Source organism: Allobosea psychrotolerans, assembly GCF_002917105.1.
Taxonomy (GTDB): Bacteria; Pseudomonadota; Alphaproteobacteria; order Rhizobiales; family Beijerinckiaceae; genus Allobosea; species Allobosea psychrotolerans.
In genome coordinates this window covers 162,599-180,140 of record NZ_PQFZ01000007.1, presented here as the reverse complement: position 1 = coordinate 180,140, position 17,542 = coordinate 162,599, and the positions used below count along the sequence as shown (strand labels likewise).

General features: G+C 66.4%; 15 protein-coding genes. 9 read left to right on the top strand and 6 right to left on the bottom strand.

Annotation, left to right across the window (positions count from 1 at the left end; genetic code table 11):
- Positions 1–1,956 (bottom strand): bifunctional 2',3'-cyclic-nucleotide 2'-phosphodiesterase/3'-nucleotidase, encoded by a 1,956-nt coding sequence (locus CYD53_RS14370; protein ID WP_103718773.1) that lies wholly within the window; start codon positions 1,954–1,956, stop codon positions 1–3.
- 113 nt (positions 1,957–2,069) lie between these two features.
- On the opposite strand from CYD53_RS14370, the gene CYD53_RS14365 reads away from it, so the two are divergent.
- Positions 2,070–2,696, top strand: coding sequence for a glutathione S-transferase family protein (locus CYD53_RS14365; RefSeq protein ID WP_103718772.1), 627 nt, complete (start codon positions 2,070–2,072; stop codon positions 2,694–2,696).
- Positions 2,697–2,702: 6 nt separating this feature from the next.
- Here the strand turns inward: CYD53_RS14365 and CYD53_RS14360 are convergent, their stop codons facing one another.
- The 3 genes from CYD53_RS14360 to CYD53_RS14350 all read right to left on the bottom strand — a co-directional run bounded on the left by CYD53_RS14360 (position 2,703) and on the right by CYD53_RS14350 (position 6,140).
- Positions 2,703–3,509 (bottom strand): HTD2 family dehydratase, encoded by an 807-nt coding sequence (locus tag CYD53_RS14360; protein ID WP_103718863.1) that lies wholly within the window; start codon positions 3,507–3,509, stop codon positions 2,703–2,705.
- A 177-nt stretch (positions 3,510–3,686) separates the two neighbouring features.
- Positions 3,687–4,844: an acyl-CoA dehydrogenase family protein gene (locus tag CYD53_RS14355; RefSeq protein WP_103718770.1), complete on the bottom strand. Its 1,158-nt coding sequence runs from the start codon at positions 4,842–4,844 to the stop codon at positions 3,687–3,689.
- Positions 4,845–4,943: 99 nt separating this feature from the next.
- Positions 4,944–6,140: a CaiB/BaiF CoA transferase family protein gene (locus tag CYD53_RS14350; protein WP_103718768.1), complete on the bottom strand. Its 1,197-nt coding sequence runs from the start codon at positions 6,138–6,140 to the stop codon at positions 4,944–4,946.
- Positions 6,141–6,521: 381 nt separating this feature from the next.
- Between CYD53_RS14350 and CYD53_RS14345 the strand changes: the two genes are divergently transcribed.
- The 7 genes from CYD53_RS14345 (at position 6,522) to CYD53_RS14315 (ending at position 13,762) form a co-directional block, all read left to right on the top strand.
- Positions 6,522–7,826, top strand: a complete 1,305-nt coding sequence (locus CYD53_RS14345) for an ABC transporter substrate-binding protein (RefSeq protein WP_103718767.1) — start codon at positions 6,522–6,524, stop codon at positions 7,824–7,826.
- Positions 7,827–8,006: 180 nt separating this feature from the next.
- Positions 8,007–8,912 (top strand): branched-chain amino acid ABC transporter permease, encoded by a 906-nt coding sequence (locus CYD53_RS14340; protein ID WP_103718766.1) that lies wholly within the window; start codon positions 8,007–8,009, stop codon positions 8,910–8,912.
- Positions 8,912–9,859: a branched-chain amino acid ABC transporter permease gene (locus CYD53_RS14335; protein ID WP_103718765.1), complete on the top strand. Its 948-nt coding sequence runs from the start codon at positions 8,912–8,914 to the stop codon at positions 9,857–9,859. The genes CYD53_RS14340 and CYD53_RS14335 overlap by 1 nt, the downstream gene beginning before the upstream one ends.
- Positions 9,856–10,605, top strand: coding sequence for an ABC transporter ATP-binding protein (locus CYD53_RS14330; RefSeq protein ID WP_103718764.1), 750 nt, complete (start codon positions 9,856–9,858; stop codon positions 10,603–10,605). The genes CYD53_RS14335 and CYD53_RS14330 overlap by 4 nt, the downstream gene beginning before the upstream one ends.
- A 2-nt stretch (positions 10,606–10,607) precedes the next feature.
- Complete coding sequence (locus tag CYD53_RS14325) at positions 10,608–11,327, top strand: ABC transporter ATP-binding protein (protein ID WP_210202342.1); 720 nt, start codon at positions 10,608–10,610, stop codon at positions 11,325–11,327.
- Positions 11,328–11,487: 160 nt separating this feature from the next.
- Positions 11,488–12,921 carry an aldehyde dehydrogenase family protein gene (locus CYD53_RS14320; protein ID WP_103718763.1) on the top strand — a complete coding sequence of 478 codons (1,434 nt, stop codon included), beginning with the start codon at positions 11,488–11,490 and terminating at the stop codon, positions 12,919–12,921.
- Between the two features lie 115 nt (positions 12,922–13,036).
- Positions 13,037–13,762, top strand: coding sequence for a class I SAM-dependent methyltransferase (locus tag CYD53_RS14315; protein ID WP_103718762.1), 726 nt, complete (start codon positions 13,037–13,039; stop codon positions 13,760–13,762).
- Here CYD53_RS14315 and CYD53_RS14310 read toward each other — a convergent pair.
- The gene (locus CYD53_RS14310; RefSeq protein WP_181011869.1) at positions 13,749–14,873 is read right to left on the bottom strand and encodes a zinc-dependent alcohol dehydrogenase family protein; all 1,125 of its coding nucleotides are present in this window, start codon (positions 14,871–14,873) and stop codon (positions 13,749–13,751) included. The two genes, CYD53_RS14315 and CYD53_RS14310, sit on opposite strands and share 14 nt — an antisense overlap.
- A 195-nt stretch (positions 14,874–15,068) precedes the next feature.
- Positions 15,069–16,031, bottom strand: a complete 963-nt coding sequence (locus CYD53_RS14305; protein ID WP_103718760.1) for a LysR family transcriptional regulator — start codon at positions 16,029–16,031, stop codon at positions 15,069–15,071.
- 387 nt (positions 16,032–16,418) lie between these two features.
- Here CYD53_RS14305 and CYD53_RS14300 point away from each other — a divergent pair, with 387 nt between their 5' ends.
- Positions 16,419–17,399 carry an MBL fold metallo-hydrolase gene (locus tag CYD53_RS14300; RefSeq protein ID WP_103718861.1) on the top strand — a complete coding sequence of 327 codons (981 nt, stop codon included), beginning with the start codon at positions 16,419–16,421 and terminating at the stop codon, positions 17,397–17,399.
- Positions 17,400–17,542: the final 143 nt, after the last annotated feature.

Genomic DNA, 17,542 nt, shown 5'->3' with positions numbered 1-17,542 from the left:
TCAGCCCCTCAATCGCCACTTCGCAAACCCCTCGCCGCCATCGCCCACGGCTTCGGCCTTCAGCCCCGCCGGCAGCTTTCCGGCGGCCGCCGGCGAGGTGACGAAGGTGGCGTTGACGCTCGCCGGCAGTGGCGCGATCGCCCAGTTGCCATCGGCCTTGGGATCGATCGTCTTCTTCTCCAGGATGTAGCGCACGACCACGTCGCGGTTGAGATCGGGCGCTTCCAGCACCACGGTCGTCTTGGTGCCCGGGAAATTGCCGCCGCCCGAGGCCCGGTAATTATTGGTGACGACGATGAACTCGGCCGCCTCGTCGATCGGCTTGCCCTGGAAGCAAAGGCCGACGATGCGGTGGGCGTCGGGAGCGACGAGCTTGCCGTCGCCGTCATAGCGCGAGGCCTTGGTGACATCGATGCGATAGGTCACGCCGTCGATCACGTCGAAATTGAACGCCGGGAAGCCCTGGTTGATCAGCGGCTGCTCCTCGGTCCTGGCGGGGTCGATGCGGTTGAAGATGCCGGCCGAGCGCTCCAGCCATTCGCGCACCTGGGCGCCGGTGATTTTCACGATCTGCACCGTGTTCGGGTAGAGATAGATATCGGCGATGTTCTTGAGCGCCAGCGGCCCGGCGGGAATGTCGGTGAAGAAGGCCGGCCCCGCCCGCCCGCCGGATTTGAACGGTGCGGCCGCCGAGAGGATCGGCAGCGCCTTCATCGGCGTCTGCGCCATCAGCCTCTTGGCATAGGCCGCCTGGGCGTCGGTGACGATCTGGATCGAGGGATCGTCGGTGACCAGCCCGAAGAAGCTGTTGATCGGGCTTAAGGTCGCGCCGACCGGCTCGCGCATATAGCTCAGCGTCGCTTCGTGGTCGGCCTTGACGGAGGCGAGAATGGCGGCATCGGCAGTGGCCTTGGGCACGATCTTGCGGTCGGGCGTGCGCTCGTAGATCGGCCGCGGCTCGACCTTGAAATCGGCGATCTGCCAGCGCTCGCCGCGCTTTTCGAGGTCGAGGTCGATGATGCCGAGATGCGAGCCCCAGAAGCCGGGCTGGCAGGCCGGCTTGCCGTGCAGCGAGCCCTTGACGTTGTCGACGCCGGCAATGCCGTCGAAGGCCTTGCCGCCGGGGAAGACCAGATGCTGGTGCCCGGTCAGGATCACGTCGATGCCGTCGAGCCTGGCCAGGTGCAGCGCCGCGTTCTCCTCCATGCCCTTGCGCTCGCCGCCCGCGATGCCGGAATGGCAGAGCGCCACGACGATGTCGGGCGCGGCCTTCAGCAGCTCCGGCAGATGTTTCGTGGCGGCGTTGACGATGTCGCCGGCGACCAGCTTGCCGTCGAGATTGGCCTTGTCCCATTGCATGATCTGCGGCGGCACGAAGCCGATCACGCCGATCTTGAGGACGTGCTGGGCGCCGGATTCGTCCTCGAAGCTTTGTTCGAACAGCCGCCAGGGATCGACCATCGGATAGCCGCTGGTCAGCTCGATATTGGCGCAGACCAATGGGAACTCGGCCTTGGCGATGCCGTTGTCGAGGAATTCGAGCCCATAATTGAACTCGTGATTGCCGAAGGTGCCGCAGGTATAGGGCAGGGCGTTCATGGCCGCGAGCATGGGGTGGGTGTCGCCGGCCCTCAGCCCCTTCTTATAGGCGACATAGTCGCCGAGCGACGAGCCCTGCAGGAAGTCGCCATTGTCGAACAGCATGCTGTTCTTGACCTCGGCCTGGGCCGCCTTGATCAGGTTCGCGGTCTTGGCGAGGCCGACCGTGTCGTCGGCGGCATCGCGGAAATAGTCGTAAGGCACGACATTGACGTGGAGATCGGTCGTCTCGAGCAGGCGCAGTTTCATCCGCGCCGGGGTCTGGGCGGTGGCGATCGCGGGCAGGGCGGCGCTCGCGGCTATCGCCGCTCCGGCCTTCAGCGTGTCACGGCGGTTGAACTGCTTTTCGCGTGACATGGCCGGCTCCTGATCGCGTTGGGCGGACGAAAAGCTAGCATTGCGGCGGTCGCGTGACACGTGGAAGATGACGACCGCTCCGGCCGAAAGGCGAGAATTCGATAGGGCGCGCGATGATCCTGATCGGCCAGTATGATTCCCCTTTCGTGCGGCGCGTCGCCATCGCGTTGAAGCTCTATGGCCTGCCCTTCGAGCACCGACCCTTGTCCGTCTTCGCGGACGCCGACAAGATCCGCAGCTATAACCCGCTGACGCGTGTGCCGACGCTGGTGCTGGACGATGGCGAGGTGCTGGTCGACAGCCCGAGCGCGATCGATTTTCTCGACAGTCTCGTGCCGGCCGGGCAGGCGCTGTTTCCGCGGCAGGAACCGGCCCGGCATCGCGCTGTGAGGGTCGCGGCGCTCGCCATGGGGCTCGCAGACAAGGCCGTCAGCCTGTTCTACGAGCAGCGGCTGCACCGGGAGATTTCGGATCTCTGGGCCGACAGGTGCCGCATCCAGATCCTCGCCGTTCTCGGCGCCCTCGAAACCGATCGCGCCGGCAGGAATGGCGAATACTGGTTCGGCGGCGGAATCGGCCATGCCGATATCGCGGTTGCGGTCGCGCTGCGCTTTCTGGGCGAGGCGCATCCGGGGCTGGTCTCCTGGGCTGAGTATCCGGCGCTTGCCGCTCATGCAGCGCGGCACGAAGCCCTGCCGCTGTTCCAGGAGATCTCCCAGCCCTTCATTCCGCCGTCCTGAAACGCCTCAACCCGCCCGACTGACGCCTTCCATGCGCAGGCGCCCATCCGCCCCCTCCGTCCAGGCCTTGATCGCGCCGTCGGGCAGCCGCCTGGCCTTCACCTTGAAAGGCTCGCCGGCGATCAACGGGCTGACGCCGCGATAGGCGAACTTGATCGGCTTGCCGCCCGAGAGCGTCGCGATGATGTTGAGCATCAGCGTCGCCTGGATCGGCCCATGCACGACGAGGCCGGCATAGCCTTCCTCGCTCGTGACATAGGGGTGATCGTAATGGATGCGGTGACTGTTGAAGGTGATCGCGGAATAACGGAACAGGAAGACCGGGCTCGACTCGACCTCCCAGACGAGATCGGCGGCTTCCGGCTCGATTGGGGCTGGCGCTGGCGCGGCCGGATCGCCCGGCTTGGCCGCCTCGCGATAGACGATGTTGTGGCGCTCGCGCAGCGCCACGCCGCGCTCCGTGACGATCTCATGATCGACCGCGACAAAGCAGAGCGGCCCGGTGCGGCCTTCCTTGAAGCTGACATCGGCGATGCGGGAGCGGCGCGTCACCCAATCGCCTTCGCGCAAGGGAGCCAGCGTCTCGATCGTCCCGCCAGCCCACATCCGGCGCGGCAAGGGTACGGGCGGCAGGAATTCGCCCTTGGCGGCATGGCCGTCGCTGCCGATCGCGCTCATCGGCGAGATCGGCGGCGCGAGGCACCAATGCAGGGCGAGCGGCGCCTCGCCCTCGGGACAAGGCGCCAGATGTGGCGCGAAGGTCGCGGTGAAGCTTTGTACGAGACGCGGCGTCACGATGTCGGACGCCTCCATCGACTTGCCGATCCATGAGCGCAAGGACGCGATATCGAAGGCCACGGCAGATCATCCTGAGAATTCGCCAGCGTGAGTCGGCTGGCGTGGTTTTCGAGAACCGGAGCGGAACGGACTTTCGTCCGTTAGCACCGGAAGCGCAGAAGGCCGCGTCAGACGGCCTCGCTGGTAGAATTGTCAGTATGATCTGGGCATGCCCAGCACATGTTCGGCGAGATAGGACAGGATCAGATTGGTCGAGATCGGCGCGACCTGGTAGAGCCGCGTCTCGCGGAATTTGCGCTCGATGTCGTATTCCTCGGCGAAGCCGAAGCCGCCATGGGTCTGGATGCAGGCATTGGCCGCCTCGAAGGAGGCGTCCGCCGCCAGCATCTTGGCCATATTGGCTTCCGCCCCGCAGTTTTCGCCTGCCTCGTAGAGCCTGACCGCCTCGCGCACCATCAGCTCGGCGGCGCGCATATTGGCGTAGGCCCTGGCGATCGGGAACTGGACGCCCTGGTTCTGGCCGATCGGCCGGCCGAAGACCTGGCGTTCCCTGCCGTAGCCGGAGGCCTTCTCGATGAACCATTTCGCGTCGCCGACGCATTCGGCGGCGATCAGGATGCGCTCGGCGTTCATGCCGGAGAGGATGTAGCGGAAACCCTTGCCCTCCTCGCCGATCAGGTTTTCCGCGGGCACGCGGACATTGTCGAAAAACACCTCGGTGGTGGCGTGGTTCATCATCGTGCGGATCGGCGCGATGGTCAGGCCGGCCTTCAAGGCCTCGCGCATGTCGAGCACGAAGACGGAGAGACCTTCGGTGCGCTTGGCGACCTCCTCGCGCGGCGTGGTGCGGGCGAGCAATAGCATCAGGTCCGATTGCGCCGCCCGGCTCGTCCAGATCTTCTGGCCGTTGACGACGTAATGGTCGCCCTCGCGCCGCGCCGTTGTGCGCAGCGAGGTCGTGTCGGTGCCGCTCGTCGGTTCGGTGACGCCGAAGGCCTGCAGGCGCAACTCGCCCGAGGCGATCTTGGGCAGATAGCTCTGCTTCTGCTCGGGCGAGCCGTGCCTGAGCAGCGTGCCCATGATGTACATCTGCGCATGGCAGGCGGCGCCATTGCAGCCCTGGCGCTGGATCTCCTCCATGATCACGGTGGCGGCCGAGAGCGAAAGGCCCGCCCCGCCATACTCCTCCGGGATCAGCGCCGAGAGGAAGCCGCTCTGCGTCAGCGCAGCAACGAACTCCGTCGGATAGGCCATCTCGCGATCGAGTTTGCGCCAGTATTCGCCGGGAAAGCCGGCGCAGAGTTTCGCGACGGCGTCGCGGATATCGGTGTGATCTGAAGTCTGCTGCATGGTTTTCGTGGCTCGTCTTGCTCACGCCTTCGTTCGCTCTCGACGTCATCCCGGGCAAGCGAAGCGCGGACCCGGGATCCATCGTAGAGCGTTGGCGTCCTATGATGGATCCCGGATCGGCGCGGCTTCACCGCTTGTCCGGGATGACGGAGAGGTTCCGGCGGGCGATGGCCTGCCCCCGAACTCGGCCCTCAACGCCTCGTCATGCTCGCCGAGCCCCGGCACGCGCCGCATCGCGACGCGCTCGCCATCGACGATCACCGGCGGCGCCAGCACCTCGACGGGGCCGGCCGGCGTCTCCACCGCGAGCGTCGTCGCCGCAACATGTGTGATCAGGTCACCGACGCTGGAGACCGTGCCATAGGCGATGGCGTGGCGGTCGAGCGCGGCGGCGACCTCGGCGAAGGGCCGCGCGCCCAGGATCGCCCCGATCGCCGCGTCGAGCGCCTTGCGTTCGCGCACCCGCAGCACATTGCTGGCATAGCGCGGCTCCGTCGCCAGCGCCTCGCTGCCGAGCACGTCGCGGGCCAGGATCTGCCATTCACGCTCGCTCTGGATCGAGATCAGGATGTTGCCGTCGGCGGTGGCGAAGACGCCATAGGGCGCAATCGAGGGATGGGCGAGGCCGACGCGCGGCGGCTCGATGCCGCCATAGCGGCGCGTCAGGTAAGGCACGTTCATCAAGTCGCCGAGCGTGTCGAACAGCGAGAGCTGGATCGCCGAGCCCTGGCCGGTCCGCGCCCGCCGCAGCAGCGCTTCCAGGATCGCCGCATAGGCGGCCTGTCCCGTTGCGATGTCGGCGATCGAGACGCCGATGCGGGAGGGTCCGGAATCCTCGGTTCCAGTGATGGCCGAAAGCCCCGATTCCGCCTGCACCAGGAGGTCATAGGCCTTGCGATTGTGATGCGGCGTGCCGGGCGCGTAGCCGGAGATGTCGCAGGTGATCAGCCTGGGATAGCGCTGGCGCAGTTCGGTGGCGCCCAGGCCCAGGCGCGTCGTTGCGCCCGGCGCGAGATTCTGGATGAAGACGTCGGCTTCGGCCAGCATGGCCTCGACCATTGCGCGGTCGTCGGGCTGCTTCAGGTCGACCCGGCAGGATTCCTTGCCGCGATTGATCCAGACAAAATAGGAGGAGAGGCCGCGGGCGTAGTCGTCATAGCCGCGCGCGAAATCGCCCTCGGCCCGCTCCAGCTTGATGACGCGCGCCCCCGCATCGGCGAGCTTGCAGGTTGCGGTCGGCACGGCGACCGCCTGCTCCAGCGCCACCACCAGAATTCCATCGAGAGCATTCGTCATCGCAAGCCAGTTTACTGTTTCACTTGGACCGCCCCTCGGCCCTCATCCTGAGGAGCAGTCGCAGACTGCGTCTCGAAGGATGTTCCAGCGCGTACTGAAGCATCCTTCGAGACGCCGCGTTCCGCGGCTCCTCAGGATGAGGGCTCGACAGGGAGGTCGACCATTTCACGCACAGACGGGCCGTGCGCCTGCTCCCAAGTCAAATAGCGTTTTGCGATGGGGACCATAGCGAAATCCGGGCGGGCGGCGGCGTTCTATAGGTTCTCGCTATGGCCTTCATCGCTTTATCCTACTTGTGGCTTTCGCCCGCCCATGCGCCCCTTTGGCCCAGGCAGCGCGCCGCCAAGAGCGCGTTCCATGAGGAATCCAGGGAGAAGAAACATGGTCAGGACGAAGCTGGCGGCTGCGCTGTTTGCGGCAACGGCGCTGCTGGGGTTGCCGGCCGCCGCGCAGGAGAAGCCGAAGGAACTGGTCGTGGGCATCGCGACCTTCCTGTCGGGGCCGGCCTCGGTGTTCGGCGTGCCCGGCAAGGCCGCGGCGGATCTGTTCTTCGAGGAGATCAACGCCAAGGGCGGCATTTTGGGCGTGCCGGTGAAGCCGGTCTATGTCGATGAGGGCGCCGGCACCAACCAGCTGATCTCGGAATATCGCCGCGTCGTGCAGGATCAGGGCGCGCAAATCATGCTGGGCGCGATCTCGTCGGGCTCCTGCAATGCGCTCGCACCCGTCGCCGAGGACCTCAAGGTCGTCAATGTGATGTGGGATTGCGGCACCCAGACCATCTTCGAAGAGGGCAAGTGGAAATACTCGGTCCGCACGCAAGGCCATGCCGGCGCCGAGATGATGGCGACGCTGCTCTACCTGATGAAGGTGAAGCCCGACTTCAAGACGGTGGCCGTGGTCAACCAGGACTATGCCTGGGGCCGTGAATCCTGGGCCTTGCTCCAGGCCGGCCTCAAGGCACTGAAGCCCGATGTGAAGATCGTCGCCGAGCTCTTCCCGAAATTCGGCGCGCCCGATTTCTCGACCGAGATCACCAGGCTCTCGGCGCTGCGGCCCGATGTCGTGATCTCGACCTCCTGGGGCGGCGATCTCGACACCTTCGTGCAGCAGGCGGCGGCGCGCGGGCTGCTGAAGCAGTCGACCTTCGTGCTGCCGCTGGCGGAAAGCTCGATGGAGCGGCTCGGCGCGGTCATGCCGGAGGGGGTCATCGTCGGCTCGCGCGGCGACCACTATTTCCTGCACCCGAAATACAAGAACACCGCCGAAATGCAGGCTTTCGTGAAGGCCTACAAGGCCAAGACCGGCGCCTATCCGATCTATCCGACCTTCCACATGAACCAGGCCGTGACCGGTCTGGTGAAGGCCTATGAGAAGGCCGCAGCCGCGGCGGGCGGCAAATGGCCGAGCAAGGAGCAGGTGATCGCCGCCTTCGAGGGGCTGGAGTTCAAGTCGCTCACGGGGACGATCACGATCCGCTCGGACCATCAGGGTCTGGAGGACCAGATGCTCGGCACGACCAGGCGCGTGCCGGAATACCCCTTCGCGGTCTATGACAAGATCGCGCTCTACCCCGGCAAGCTGGTGACCACGCCGCTCGGCGAGAAGTCGCTGGACTGGTTCGCCAAGGTCAAGCCGGAGCTGGTCAAGGACAAGTCGATCGAGACGTTTGACTATGTGAAGTGACGGCCTCGCTCTGAACGCTTCCCGTCATTGCGAGCACCCGGGTCTTGCCTTCGGCAAGCCCGAGTACAGGCTCCGCGAAGCAATCCAGACGTCTCGCTCGACGCCCCTGGATTGCTTCGTCGCTTTGCTCCTCGCAAAGACGGCGAGAGCTTGAATCGAAAACCCAAGAACGATCCCTAAATGCCTCCAGAAATGATCCTTCTCGCCGCACTCGACGGCTTGGCCTATGGCTCGCTGATCTTCCTGGTCGCGGTCGGGCTGTCGCTGATCTTCGGGGTGCTCGGCGTGCTCAACGTCGCCCACGGCTCGTTTTACGCGATCGGCGCCTATGTCGCGGCCTCGGCCGTGCTGGCGGCGGCCGGGATGGGGCTGCCGACCTGGCTGGCCTTCCCCCTGTTCTTGGTGTCGGCCGTTCTCGTCGGCGTGGTCGTCGGCGGCACCGTCGAGGCGCTGCTGCTGCGGCGCATCTACGGCAAGGAGGAGGTGCTGCAGCTCCTCGTCACCTTCGCCGTCTTCATGATCCTCGAGGACGCGCAGAAGGTCGTCTTCGGCACGCAGCCGCTCTTCGCCAACGCGCCGATGAACTGGCTCGGCACCGTCGAGGTCTTCGGCATCTTCTACACCTCCTATCAGCTCATCCTGATCCCGCTGGTGGCGCTTGTCGTGCTGCTGGGCCTGCGCTGGTTCCTGCGTCGGACGCGCTTCGGGCGCGCCATCGTCGCGGTGACGCAGGACCGCGAGGCGGCGATGGCGATGGGCATCGACGCCACCCGGATCTACCTCTTCACCTTCATCATCGGCGCGAGCCTGGCGGCGCTCGGCGGGGCGCTGTCCTCGGCCACGACCTCGCTGACGCCCGGCATCGGTTCTGGCATGATCGTGCTGTCCTTCGCGGTCGCGGCCACGGCCGGGCTCGGTCGCATCGAGGGTGCGGCGGTCGCTGCGCTGATGATCGGGCTCGGGCGTTCGGCCGCGGTCTATTTCGCGCCGGAATTCGACGTGCTGATCCCCTATCTCATCATGGTCGCCGTACTGCTGATCAAGCCGGAAGGCCTCTTCACCACCGTGCAGACGAGGAAGGTCTGATGTCGCGCCAATATCTCATCGGCGCGGGGCTCCTGATCGCGCTCGTCGCCTTTCCGCTGCTCTCGCCCTGGTCGACGGTGATCCTGACGGTCGCGCTCTGCGAGGGCCTGGCAGCGCTCGGCATTCTCGTGCTGCTGCGCGCCGGCCAGGTCTCCTTCGGCCATGGGCTCTATTTCGCTTTCAGCGCCTATGTCGTCGCCTTCATGGCCGCCGCCCATCTCGGCCATGAAGTCCTGCTGCTGGTGCCGATCGCCACCGCCGCCTCGGGACTTGTCGCGGCGCTGGTCGGCCTCTTCATCGTGCGCTACCGGGCGATCTTCTTCGGCATGCTGAACCTCGCCATCTCGATGGTGTTCTTCTCGCTCCTGGAGAAGCTGTTCTCGATCACCGGCGGGGCCGACGGCAAGCGCGTGCCGCGCCCGACGCTTCTGGGGATGACGCTGGAGCGCGAGAGTTTCGAGTTCTGGATGTTCTACATCACCCTGGCGCTGGCTGTGGTCGCCGCGCTCTTCGTGGCGCGCTATCTCGCATCGTCCGGCGGCAAGGCGCTGGAGGCGATCAAGTCGAACGAGACCAGGCTCGAATATCTCGGCGTCTCCAGCCGCAAGGTGCTCTACGGCGCCTATCTCCTGTCGGGCCTGCTGGCGGGGCTGGGCGGGGCGATCATCGCGCTGGTCTCAGGCCATGTCACGCCGGAGCTGGCCTATTGGGTGCGCTCGGGCGAGTTCGTCTTCATCGCCATCCTCGGCGGGGTCGGTGGCGTCGCCGGCCCGTTCCTGGGCGCGCTGATGTTCCAGATCATCCGCGGCTATGCGGCCGTCTATGCGCCCGAGACCTGGCACGCGGTGCTCGGCATCATGCTGCTGGTGATCATCTTCTTCGCGCCGAGCGGGCTCTACGGGCTGATCGCGGGCCGCAGGCGCGCCTCCGGGGAGGCCGCGCGATGAGCGGGTTCATCCTCGAAGCCCGCGACCTCGAACTGCGCTTCGGCGGCGTGCAGGCCGCCAATGGCGCGAGCCTTCAGGTCCGCGCCAATGAGCGCATCGCCATCATCGGTCCAAACGGTGCCGGCAAGACCACCTTCATCAATCTCTGCACCGGCTATATCAAGCCGCAGTCGGGCACGGTCATCTTCGCGGGCCAGGATATCACGGCGCTCTCGCCGCGCGCGATCACCCGGCTCGGCATCGGCCGTTCCTTCCAGATCCCGCAGCTCTTCCTCGAGAACACGGTGATCGAGAACCTGCTGCTGGCGCTGAGCGCCCGCGAGGGCAGCTGGTCGCCTTTCCTCAAGCTCACCAGGCATCCCAAAATCGATGAGATGTGGGCGCTGCTCGAGATCGTCGGGCTGAAGGACACCGGCCACCGCATCGTCCGCGAATTGCCCGAAGGCATGCGCAAGCTGATCGACATCGCGCTCGCGCTCGCATTGGAGCCCAAGCTGATCTTCATGGACGAGCCGACCAGCGGCGTCTCCAGCCATGAGAAGTTCCAGGTCATGGACACGTTGACCCGCGCCCTCGACGCCCGCTCGACCACCGCGATCTTCGTCGAGCACGACATGGACGTGGTCGCGCGCTACGCCAATCGCGTCGCCGTCTGGTCCGGCGGCAGGATCGCGCTGGAGGGCTCGCCCGAGGAGATCCTGAGCCATCCGGACGTGCGCGAGAGCGTGATCGGGGAGGTCGTCTGATCATGCCACGCACCAAGGACATCCTGGAGATCAAGGGCCTCTCGGCCGAGATCGAGGGCGTGCAGGTCTTGCGCAAGGTCGATTTCGCCCTGGCCGAGGGCGCGACGGTCGCCCTGATCGGTCGCAACGGCGCCGGCAAGACCAGCCTGCTGCGCGCGATCATGGGCTTCATGAAGGTCACGGCAGGCGCGATCGCCTTTGACGGCAGGCCGCTGCGGGATGTGAAGCCGCATGAGCGGCCGCGGCTGGGCATAGGCTATGCGCCTGAAGATCGCCGCCTGTTCTCGACCTTCACCATCGAGGAGAACATCCGCCTGCCGGCCGAGGTGATGAAGCTCGGCGTACCCGAGATCGCGCGGCGGCTCGACGGCATCTATGCCGTGCTGCCGGAGCTCGCGGATCTGCGCCATCGCCCCGCGGCGGGCCTCTCCGGCGGGCAGGGCAAGATGGCGGCGCTGGCGCGTGCGCTGATGATCGGCAACCGCGTGATCCTGCTCGACGAGCCGTTTCAGGGGCTGGCCCCGGTGCTGGCCAACCGCTATGCCGCTGCCCTGCGCACCCTGCGCGACAGCCATCCCGAGATCGCCTTGCTGATTACCGAATCCAACCCCAGCCTGCTGCGCAATTTCGCCGAGCGCGCCTATGCGATCGAGCGCGGCGAGGTCACCGAAGTCGAAGGTGGGCTCGCGGCGAGTTCGCTGGCGGCGGCGGGGATGCATTGAGCCAGGATTTCACCCATAAGCCCTCATCCTGAGGAGCTGCGAAGCAGCGTCTCGAAGGATGCTCCAGATGGTTCAGGAGCCTCCTGGAGCATCCTTCGAGACGGCCGCTTTCGCGGCCTCCTCAGGATGAGGGCTGGAGTTAAAAAGCGGAGAAACGCCCATGAATCAGCACTTCATCAACGGCCGCTATGTCGCTGGCCAGACGGGCGAAACCATCGCCAAGCTGGCGCCCGCGACGGGCGAGGAATTCGCCCGCATCGCCTGCGGCAACGCCGCCGACATCGACGCCGCGGTCAAGGCCGCCCACGCTGCCTTCGACGGCGCCTGGGGCAAGCTGACGGCGGCCGAGCGCGGCCGATTGATCTCGAAGCTCGGGCTTAGGCTGCAGGACCATTTCGACGAGCTCGCCAGGCTCGAGGCGCGCGACACCGGCAAGCCGATGGCGCAGGCCAGGGCCGATATCGATGCGACCGCCCGCTATTTCGAGTTCTATGGCGGCGCTGCCGACAAGGTACATGGCCACGTCATTCCGTTCCTGAACGGCTACAGCGTCAGCGTGGTGCATGAGCCGCATGGCGTCACCGGCCATATCCTGCCCTGGAACTATCCGGCGCAGATGTTCGGCCGCTCGCTCACCGCTTCTCTCGCCATGGGCAACGCGGTCGTGCTGAAGCCGGCCGAGGATGCCTGCGCCACGGCCTTCCGCCTGGCCGAACTCGCGAGCGAGGTCGGCTTTCCCGACGGCGCGATCAACGTCGTCGCGGGGCGCGGCCATGAGGCCGGCGCGGCGCTCTGCTCGCATCCCGGCATCGCCTTCATGTCCTTCACCGGCTCGCCCGAGGTCGGCAAGGTGGTGCAGCACGCCTGCGCCGACCACCTGATCCCCTGCACGCTCGAACTCGGCGGCAAATCGCCCCAGATCGTCTTCGACGACGCCGATTTCGATGCCGCGGTGCCGATCGTCTGCAAGGCCATCGTCCAGAACACCGGGCAGACCTGCTCGGCCGGCAGCCGCGTGCTGGTGCAGAAGACCGTCTATGACGAGTTCGTCGGCGCGGTCGCCAAGCAGTTTTCGAAGCTGCGCGCCGGCACGCCGGAGATGGATCTCGATTGCGGCCCGGTGATCAACGCCAAGCAGCGCGGCCGCGTGCAGAGCTTCATCGACCAGGCGCGCGAGCAGGGCATCCCGGTGCTGGCCGAGGGGCAGATCGCCCAGGGCGTGCCCAATGGCGGCTTCTACGTCACGCCGACCCTGTTCGGCCAGGTGCCGCGCGGCAACCGGCTGGAGCAGGAGGAGGTCTTCGGGCCGGTGCTGTCCGCCTTCTCCTTCGAGGATGAGGAGGACGCCATCAAGCTGGCCAATGCGACCGATTACGGCCTCGTCGCCGCCGTCTGGACCAGGGATGGCGGCCGCCAGCAGCGCGTCTCGCGGCGCGTCCGGGCCGGCCAGGTCTTCATCAACGGCTATGGCGCCGGCGGCGGCATCGAGTTGCCTTTCGGCGGCACCGGCAAGAGCGGCCATGGCCGCGAGAAGGGCTTCATCGCGCTGGAGGAGTTCGCGGTGACCAAGACGATCGTGCACAAGCACGGCTAGAGCGTTTTGCTTGCGGATCGAGGGCGAGAGCTACTAAACGGCGAGGAAGGCGGCGCAAGGGTCGGAAAACGCGACCTTGCGCCGGCTCGCCGTCAGAGCAACCATCGCCAGAATCATGAATCGACCCGCAGGCGATACCCTCGACATCCTCGAAAGCCTCTTCGCGCCATTGCAGGGGCGGCGGATGCTCGACATCGGCTGCGGTGGCGGCCAGCTCATGCAGGGTCTCGTCGAGCGCGGTGCGCGCGTCGCTGGGATCGATATCGACGAGACTGCGGTGGAGGCGGCGCGCCGTGCGGCGCCGACAGCCCATGTGCAGAAGGCCGGCGCCGAGCAGTTGCCCTTCAACGACGCGAGCATCCATGTCGCGATCTTCCTCAACAGCCTGCACCATCTGCCGGTGCCCAACATGCTGCCGGCTCTGGAAGAGGCGGCCCGCGTCGTCGGCAAGGGCGGCAGCGTCGTCGTCATCGAGCCCTTGTCCGAGGGCACGTTCTTCGATGCGCTGCGGCTGATCGAGGACGAGACGACGGTGCGCCAGGCCGCGCAGGATGCGCTCATCCGCGCCGGGCGACGCGGCATCCTGAGCGAGTGCCGGTGCATGGAGTACGACCGCGTCGAGGCGTTTGCCGACGCCGCGGCCTTCATCGAGCGCGCCGTCGGGATCGATGCGACGCGCCGGAACCGGGCCAGGGAGGCGCTGGAGAAGATGCTGGCCCGGTTCGAGACGCTCTCGGAGCGGGACGTGCGCGGCTATCTGCTGCGCCAGCCCTTGCGGCTGCACCATCTCAAGGTGCCGGTCGGCCCGCCCCCGGTCGTCAACCCGCTCACATACGGATGACGTGCCGGATCGTGCGCCCCTCGTTCAGCGCGTCGAATCCCTCATTGATGCCGTCGAGCCCGCTGGTGCTGGTCAGGAGCTTGTCGACCGGCAGCTTGCCGCGCAGGTAAAGCTCGATGAAGCGTGGGATGTCGCGCACGGGGATGCAGGAGCCCACATAGGAGCCCTTCAGCGTGCGCTCCTCGCCGACGAGCCTGACCGGCGCGAGCGAGAGCGTATGCGCCGGATTGGCGAGGCCTGCGGTGGTTGTCGTGCCGCCGCGCCGGGTGATCTGATAGGCGAGGTCGAGCGCCTTGACCGAGCCCGCCATCTCCAGCCCATGATCGACGCCGCCTTTGGTCGCAGTGCGGATCGCCTCGACCACGCCGGGGTCGCCGGCATTGAACGTATCGGTCGCGCCAAGCTCGCGCGCGATTGCGAGCTTATCCTCTGAGAGATCGACCGCGATGATGCGCGAGGCGCCGCAGGCTGCCGCCCCCATCAGCGCACTCAGGCCGACCCCGCCGAGGCCGACGACGGCGACCGTCTCGCCAGCGCGGATCTTTGCCGTGTTCACCGCCGCCCCGACACCGGTCAGCACGGCACAGCCGAACAAGGCCGCGATCTCATGGGGGATGTCGGCCTCGATCTTCACCAGCGAATGGCGCGAGATCACGGCATATTCGGCAAAGGCGGAGACGCCGACATGGTGATGGACAGGCCGGCCGTTGGCGGAGAGCCTGCGCCCGCCGCCGATCAGCTCGCCAATGCCGTTGGCGGCGTTGCCGGGCTCGCACAGGGCAGGGCGGCCTTCGCTGCAAGGCGCGCAATGCCCGCAGGAGGGCACGAAGACCATGATGACGCGGTCGCCCTGCTTGAGGTCCTGCACGCCGGGGCCGGTCTCGACCACTTCGCCCGCCGCTTCATGGCCGAGCACCATGGGGACGGGGCGAGGGCGGTTGCCGTCGATCACCGAGAGGTCGGAGTGACACAGGCCCGCCGCGCGCACCTTGACCAGGACTTCACCGGGGCCGGGCGGCGCGAGCTCGACCTCCTCGATCGACATCGGCTTGCTCAGCGCATAGGGCGCCGCGACGGGGCTGGCGTTCAGGACGGCGGCACGGATTTTCAAGGCACGTTTCCTCGGATTTTGCAGTGTCAGGCCTGCGGTTCGACCTTCCGTCATTGCGAGGAGCGTAGCGACGAAGCAATCCAGGAGGCCAGTGCATGCGGCTCTGGATTGCTTTGCTACGCTCGCAATGACGGCTTCGGCTCTTGATTGTGAAATTCGGGCGGCCGCCGGCGTCTGTCAAAGACGAAAACGCGATCAGCCATATAAGGCGGGCGGATCGCCATCTTCGCCCAGCGTCGCCGTCCAGCTCTCGTCGCTGACGAGCCCGCGCAGGATCTCCCAGGATAGCTGACCAATGGCGCGCGCCGCCGCCGGCATCGGCCGCTCGGTCGAATAGGCGAGATAGACCTTGCGGTAGAGCGAGGGCTGCTCGATGCGCCAGGTCTGGAAGAGTCCGGCCTTCTCCTGCGCACTGACAGCCATGCGCGGCAGGATGCTGTAGCCCAGGCCGCGCTCGGCCAGCCGCTTGATCTGCGTATAGGATTCGATCTCGATCGCGGGCTGGATCGCGGCGCCGACGCTGAGCGCCGCCTCGTCGATCTGGTCGCGCAGGCCGTGGCCGATCCCGGGCAGGATGAGGTCGACAGCGGCCGCCTCGGCGAGCGTCACCGTACCGCCGGGCGGCGCCTTCACCGCATCGAGCACGGGCGGGCCGAACAGGCAGAGCTCCTCGGTCAGGATATGGTGGATGCCGAGCCCCTTGGGATCCGAGATCGCATAGATCACGGCGAGATCGACCTCGCCCCGGCGCAGCCAATCGAGCACGAAGCCGCTCATCGCCTCGGCGATGCGGATGCGCACGGCCGGGTAGCGCTCGCGCGCCGCCTGGATCAGGGGCACGCTGAACTGCTCGCTGACCGTGCCGGGCAGGCCGATGCGGACCTCGCCGCCGGGCGCGGCGGTCTCGCCCCGGACGCTGTCGCGCAATTCGGCGAACTCCGCCAGGATCGCCCGGGCGCGGAGCAGGAGTCGCTCGCCGGCCTCCGTCGGCAGCACGCCGCGCGTGCCGCGATGCAGCAGCGCAACGCCGAGCTCGTCTTCCATATGGCGCAGATGCTGGCTCAGCGCCGGCTGCGCCACGCGCAGCTTGGTGGCGGCCTTCGAGAACGAGCCCTGTTCGACGATTGCGGTGAAATAGCGAAGCTGGCGCAAATCCATCGCTGGGTTTCTCGGTTCCTGACCGGCCGCTGAGGCCCGTCTGGCGTTGGTAGCGCCGCCCGCAGAGGATGGCCAGAGCGGGCCTGGCGCAACGGCATGTGTCGCCCGGGTCGATTCTTGAAGTCCGAACGATCCCAGGCGTTTGGCGCGATCGCTTGAATCAGTTTGCGCGCGAGGGGAACGTCTCCTGCCCCAGCTTTCGCTTATGCCGGATAGAGCGAAGAGGTATTGGGCGCGCCCTTGGGGCAGGTGCATCCTCCGGCGTGAGGCATGGGCTTGCGACAAGGCTGTTCCAGGTCGCCCGCCCGCTCTCCGTCGACAAGAATGCCAGCAGGAACGCTGGAACCGTTTCACTCAGGAGGAAGCGCAATGTCCGAGGATACGACCATGCATCTCCAAGCCAGCCGCCGCGGATTTCTGGGCGGTGCTGCCGCGCTTGCTGCGGGCGCCACTTTGCCTTTCGCAGGCGCGGCCCTGGCCAAGGCGCCCTTGTCCAACACCCAGTCCGGATATTTCTACCGCTTCATGTTGGGCACGGCCGAGGTCACGGTCGTTTCCGACGGGCCTCTGCCGCTCGGCGATCCCGGCGCGAGCTTCCTCGGCGTACCCAAGGAAACCGTCTACGGCATGCTGGAGAACAACTTCCTGGCCAAGGACAATGTCGTCCTCGAGCAGAACGTCCCGATCGTGAATTTCGGCGACAGGCTCGTCATGTTCGACACCGGCATGGGCTTCTCCAAGGCCTTCGGCCCGACCACGGGTCGCCTGCTGAAGAGCATGGCGGAAGCCGGTATCAAGCCGGAGGACATCGACGCCATCGTCATCAGCCACGCCCATATCGACCATATCGGCGGCATCTCCTCCCAGGACGGCAAGCCGCATTTCCCGAATGCGCAGATCTATATCAGCCAGATCGATTATGATTTCTGGCTCGACGACGCCCGGCTCGGCACGCCGTTCAAGGCCTTCGGCGAGCATGCCCGCGCCAATCTCAGGCCGGTCAAGGATCGCATCGTCTTCTTCAAGGACGGTCAGGAATTCCTGCCGGGCGTGCAGGCGATCGCGGCTCCCGGCCACTCGCCGGGGCACCATATCTTCAGGGTGGCGTCCTCAGGCAAATCCTTCGCCTTCCTCGGCGATCTGACGCATCACGCGATCCTGCTGACCGAGAAGCCGCGGCTTGAATTCGCCTATGATTTCGACCCGAAGCAGGCGGTGGAATCGCGCGTGAAGCTGCTCACCATCCTGGCCGACGAGAAGACGCCGGTGATGTCCTACCACTTCGCCTGGCCGGGCTTCGGCAACCTCGCCAAGGCCGGCGACGGCTTCCGCTACTATCCGGCACCGATGCAGATGCTGCGGGGGTAGGGGCTGTCATCCCGTGCGCGCTGCGGCATGGAATGCCGCGGCGCAGACACGGGACCGTCTTCGGAAGAAGGCGCCTTCTGCGTCCTTCGGAAGAACGCGCCTTCTGCGTCACGCGATCCCGCATCAGCGCGGCGGCACTGCGC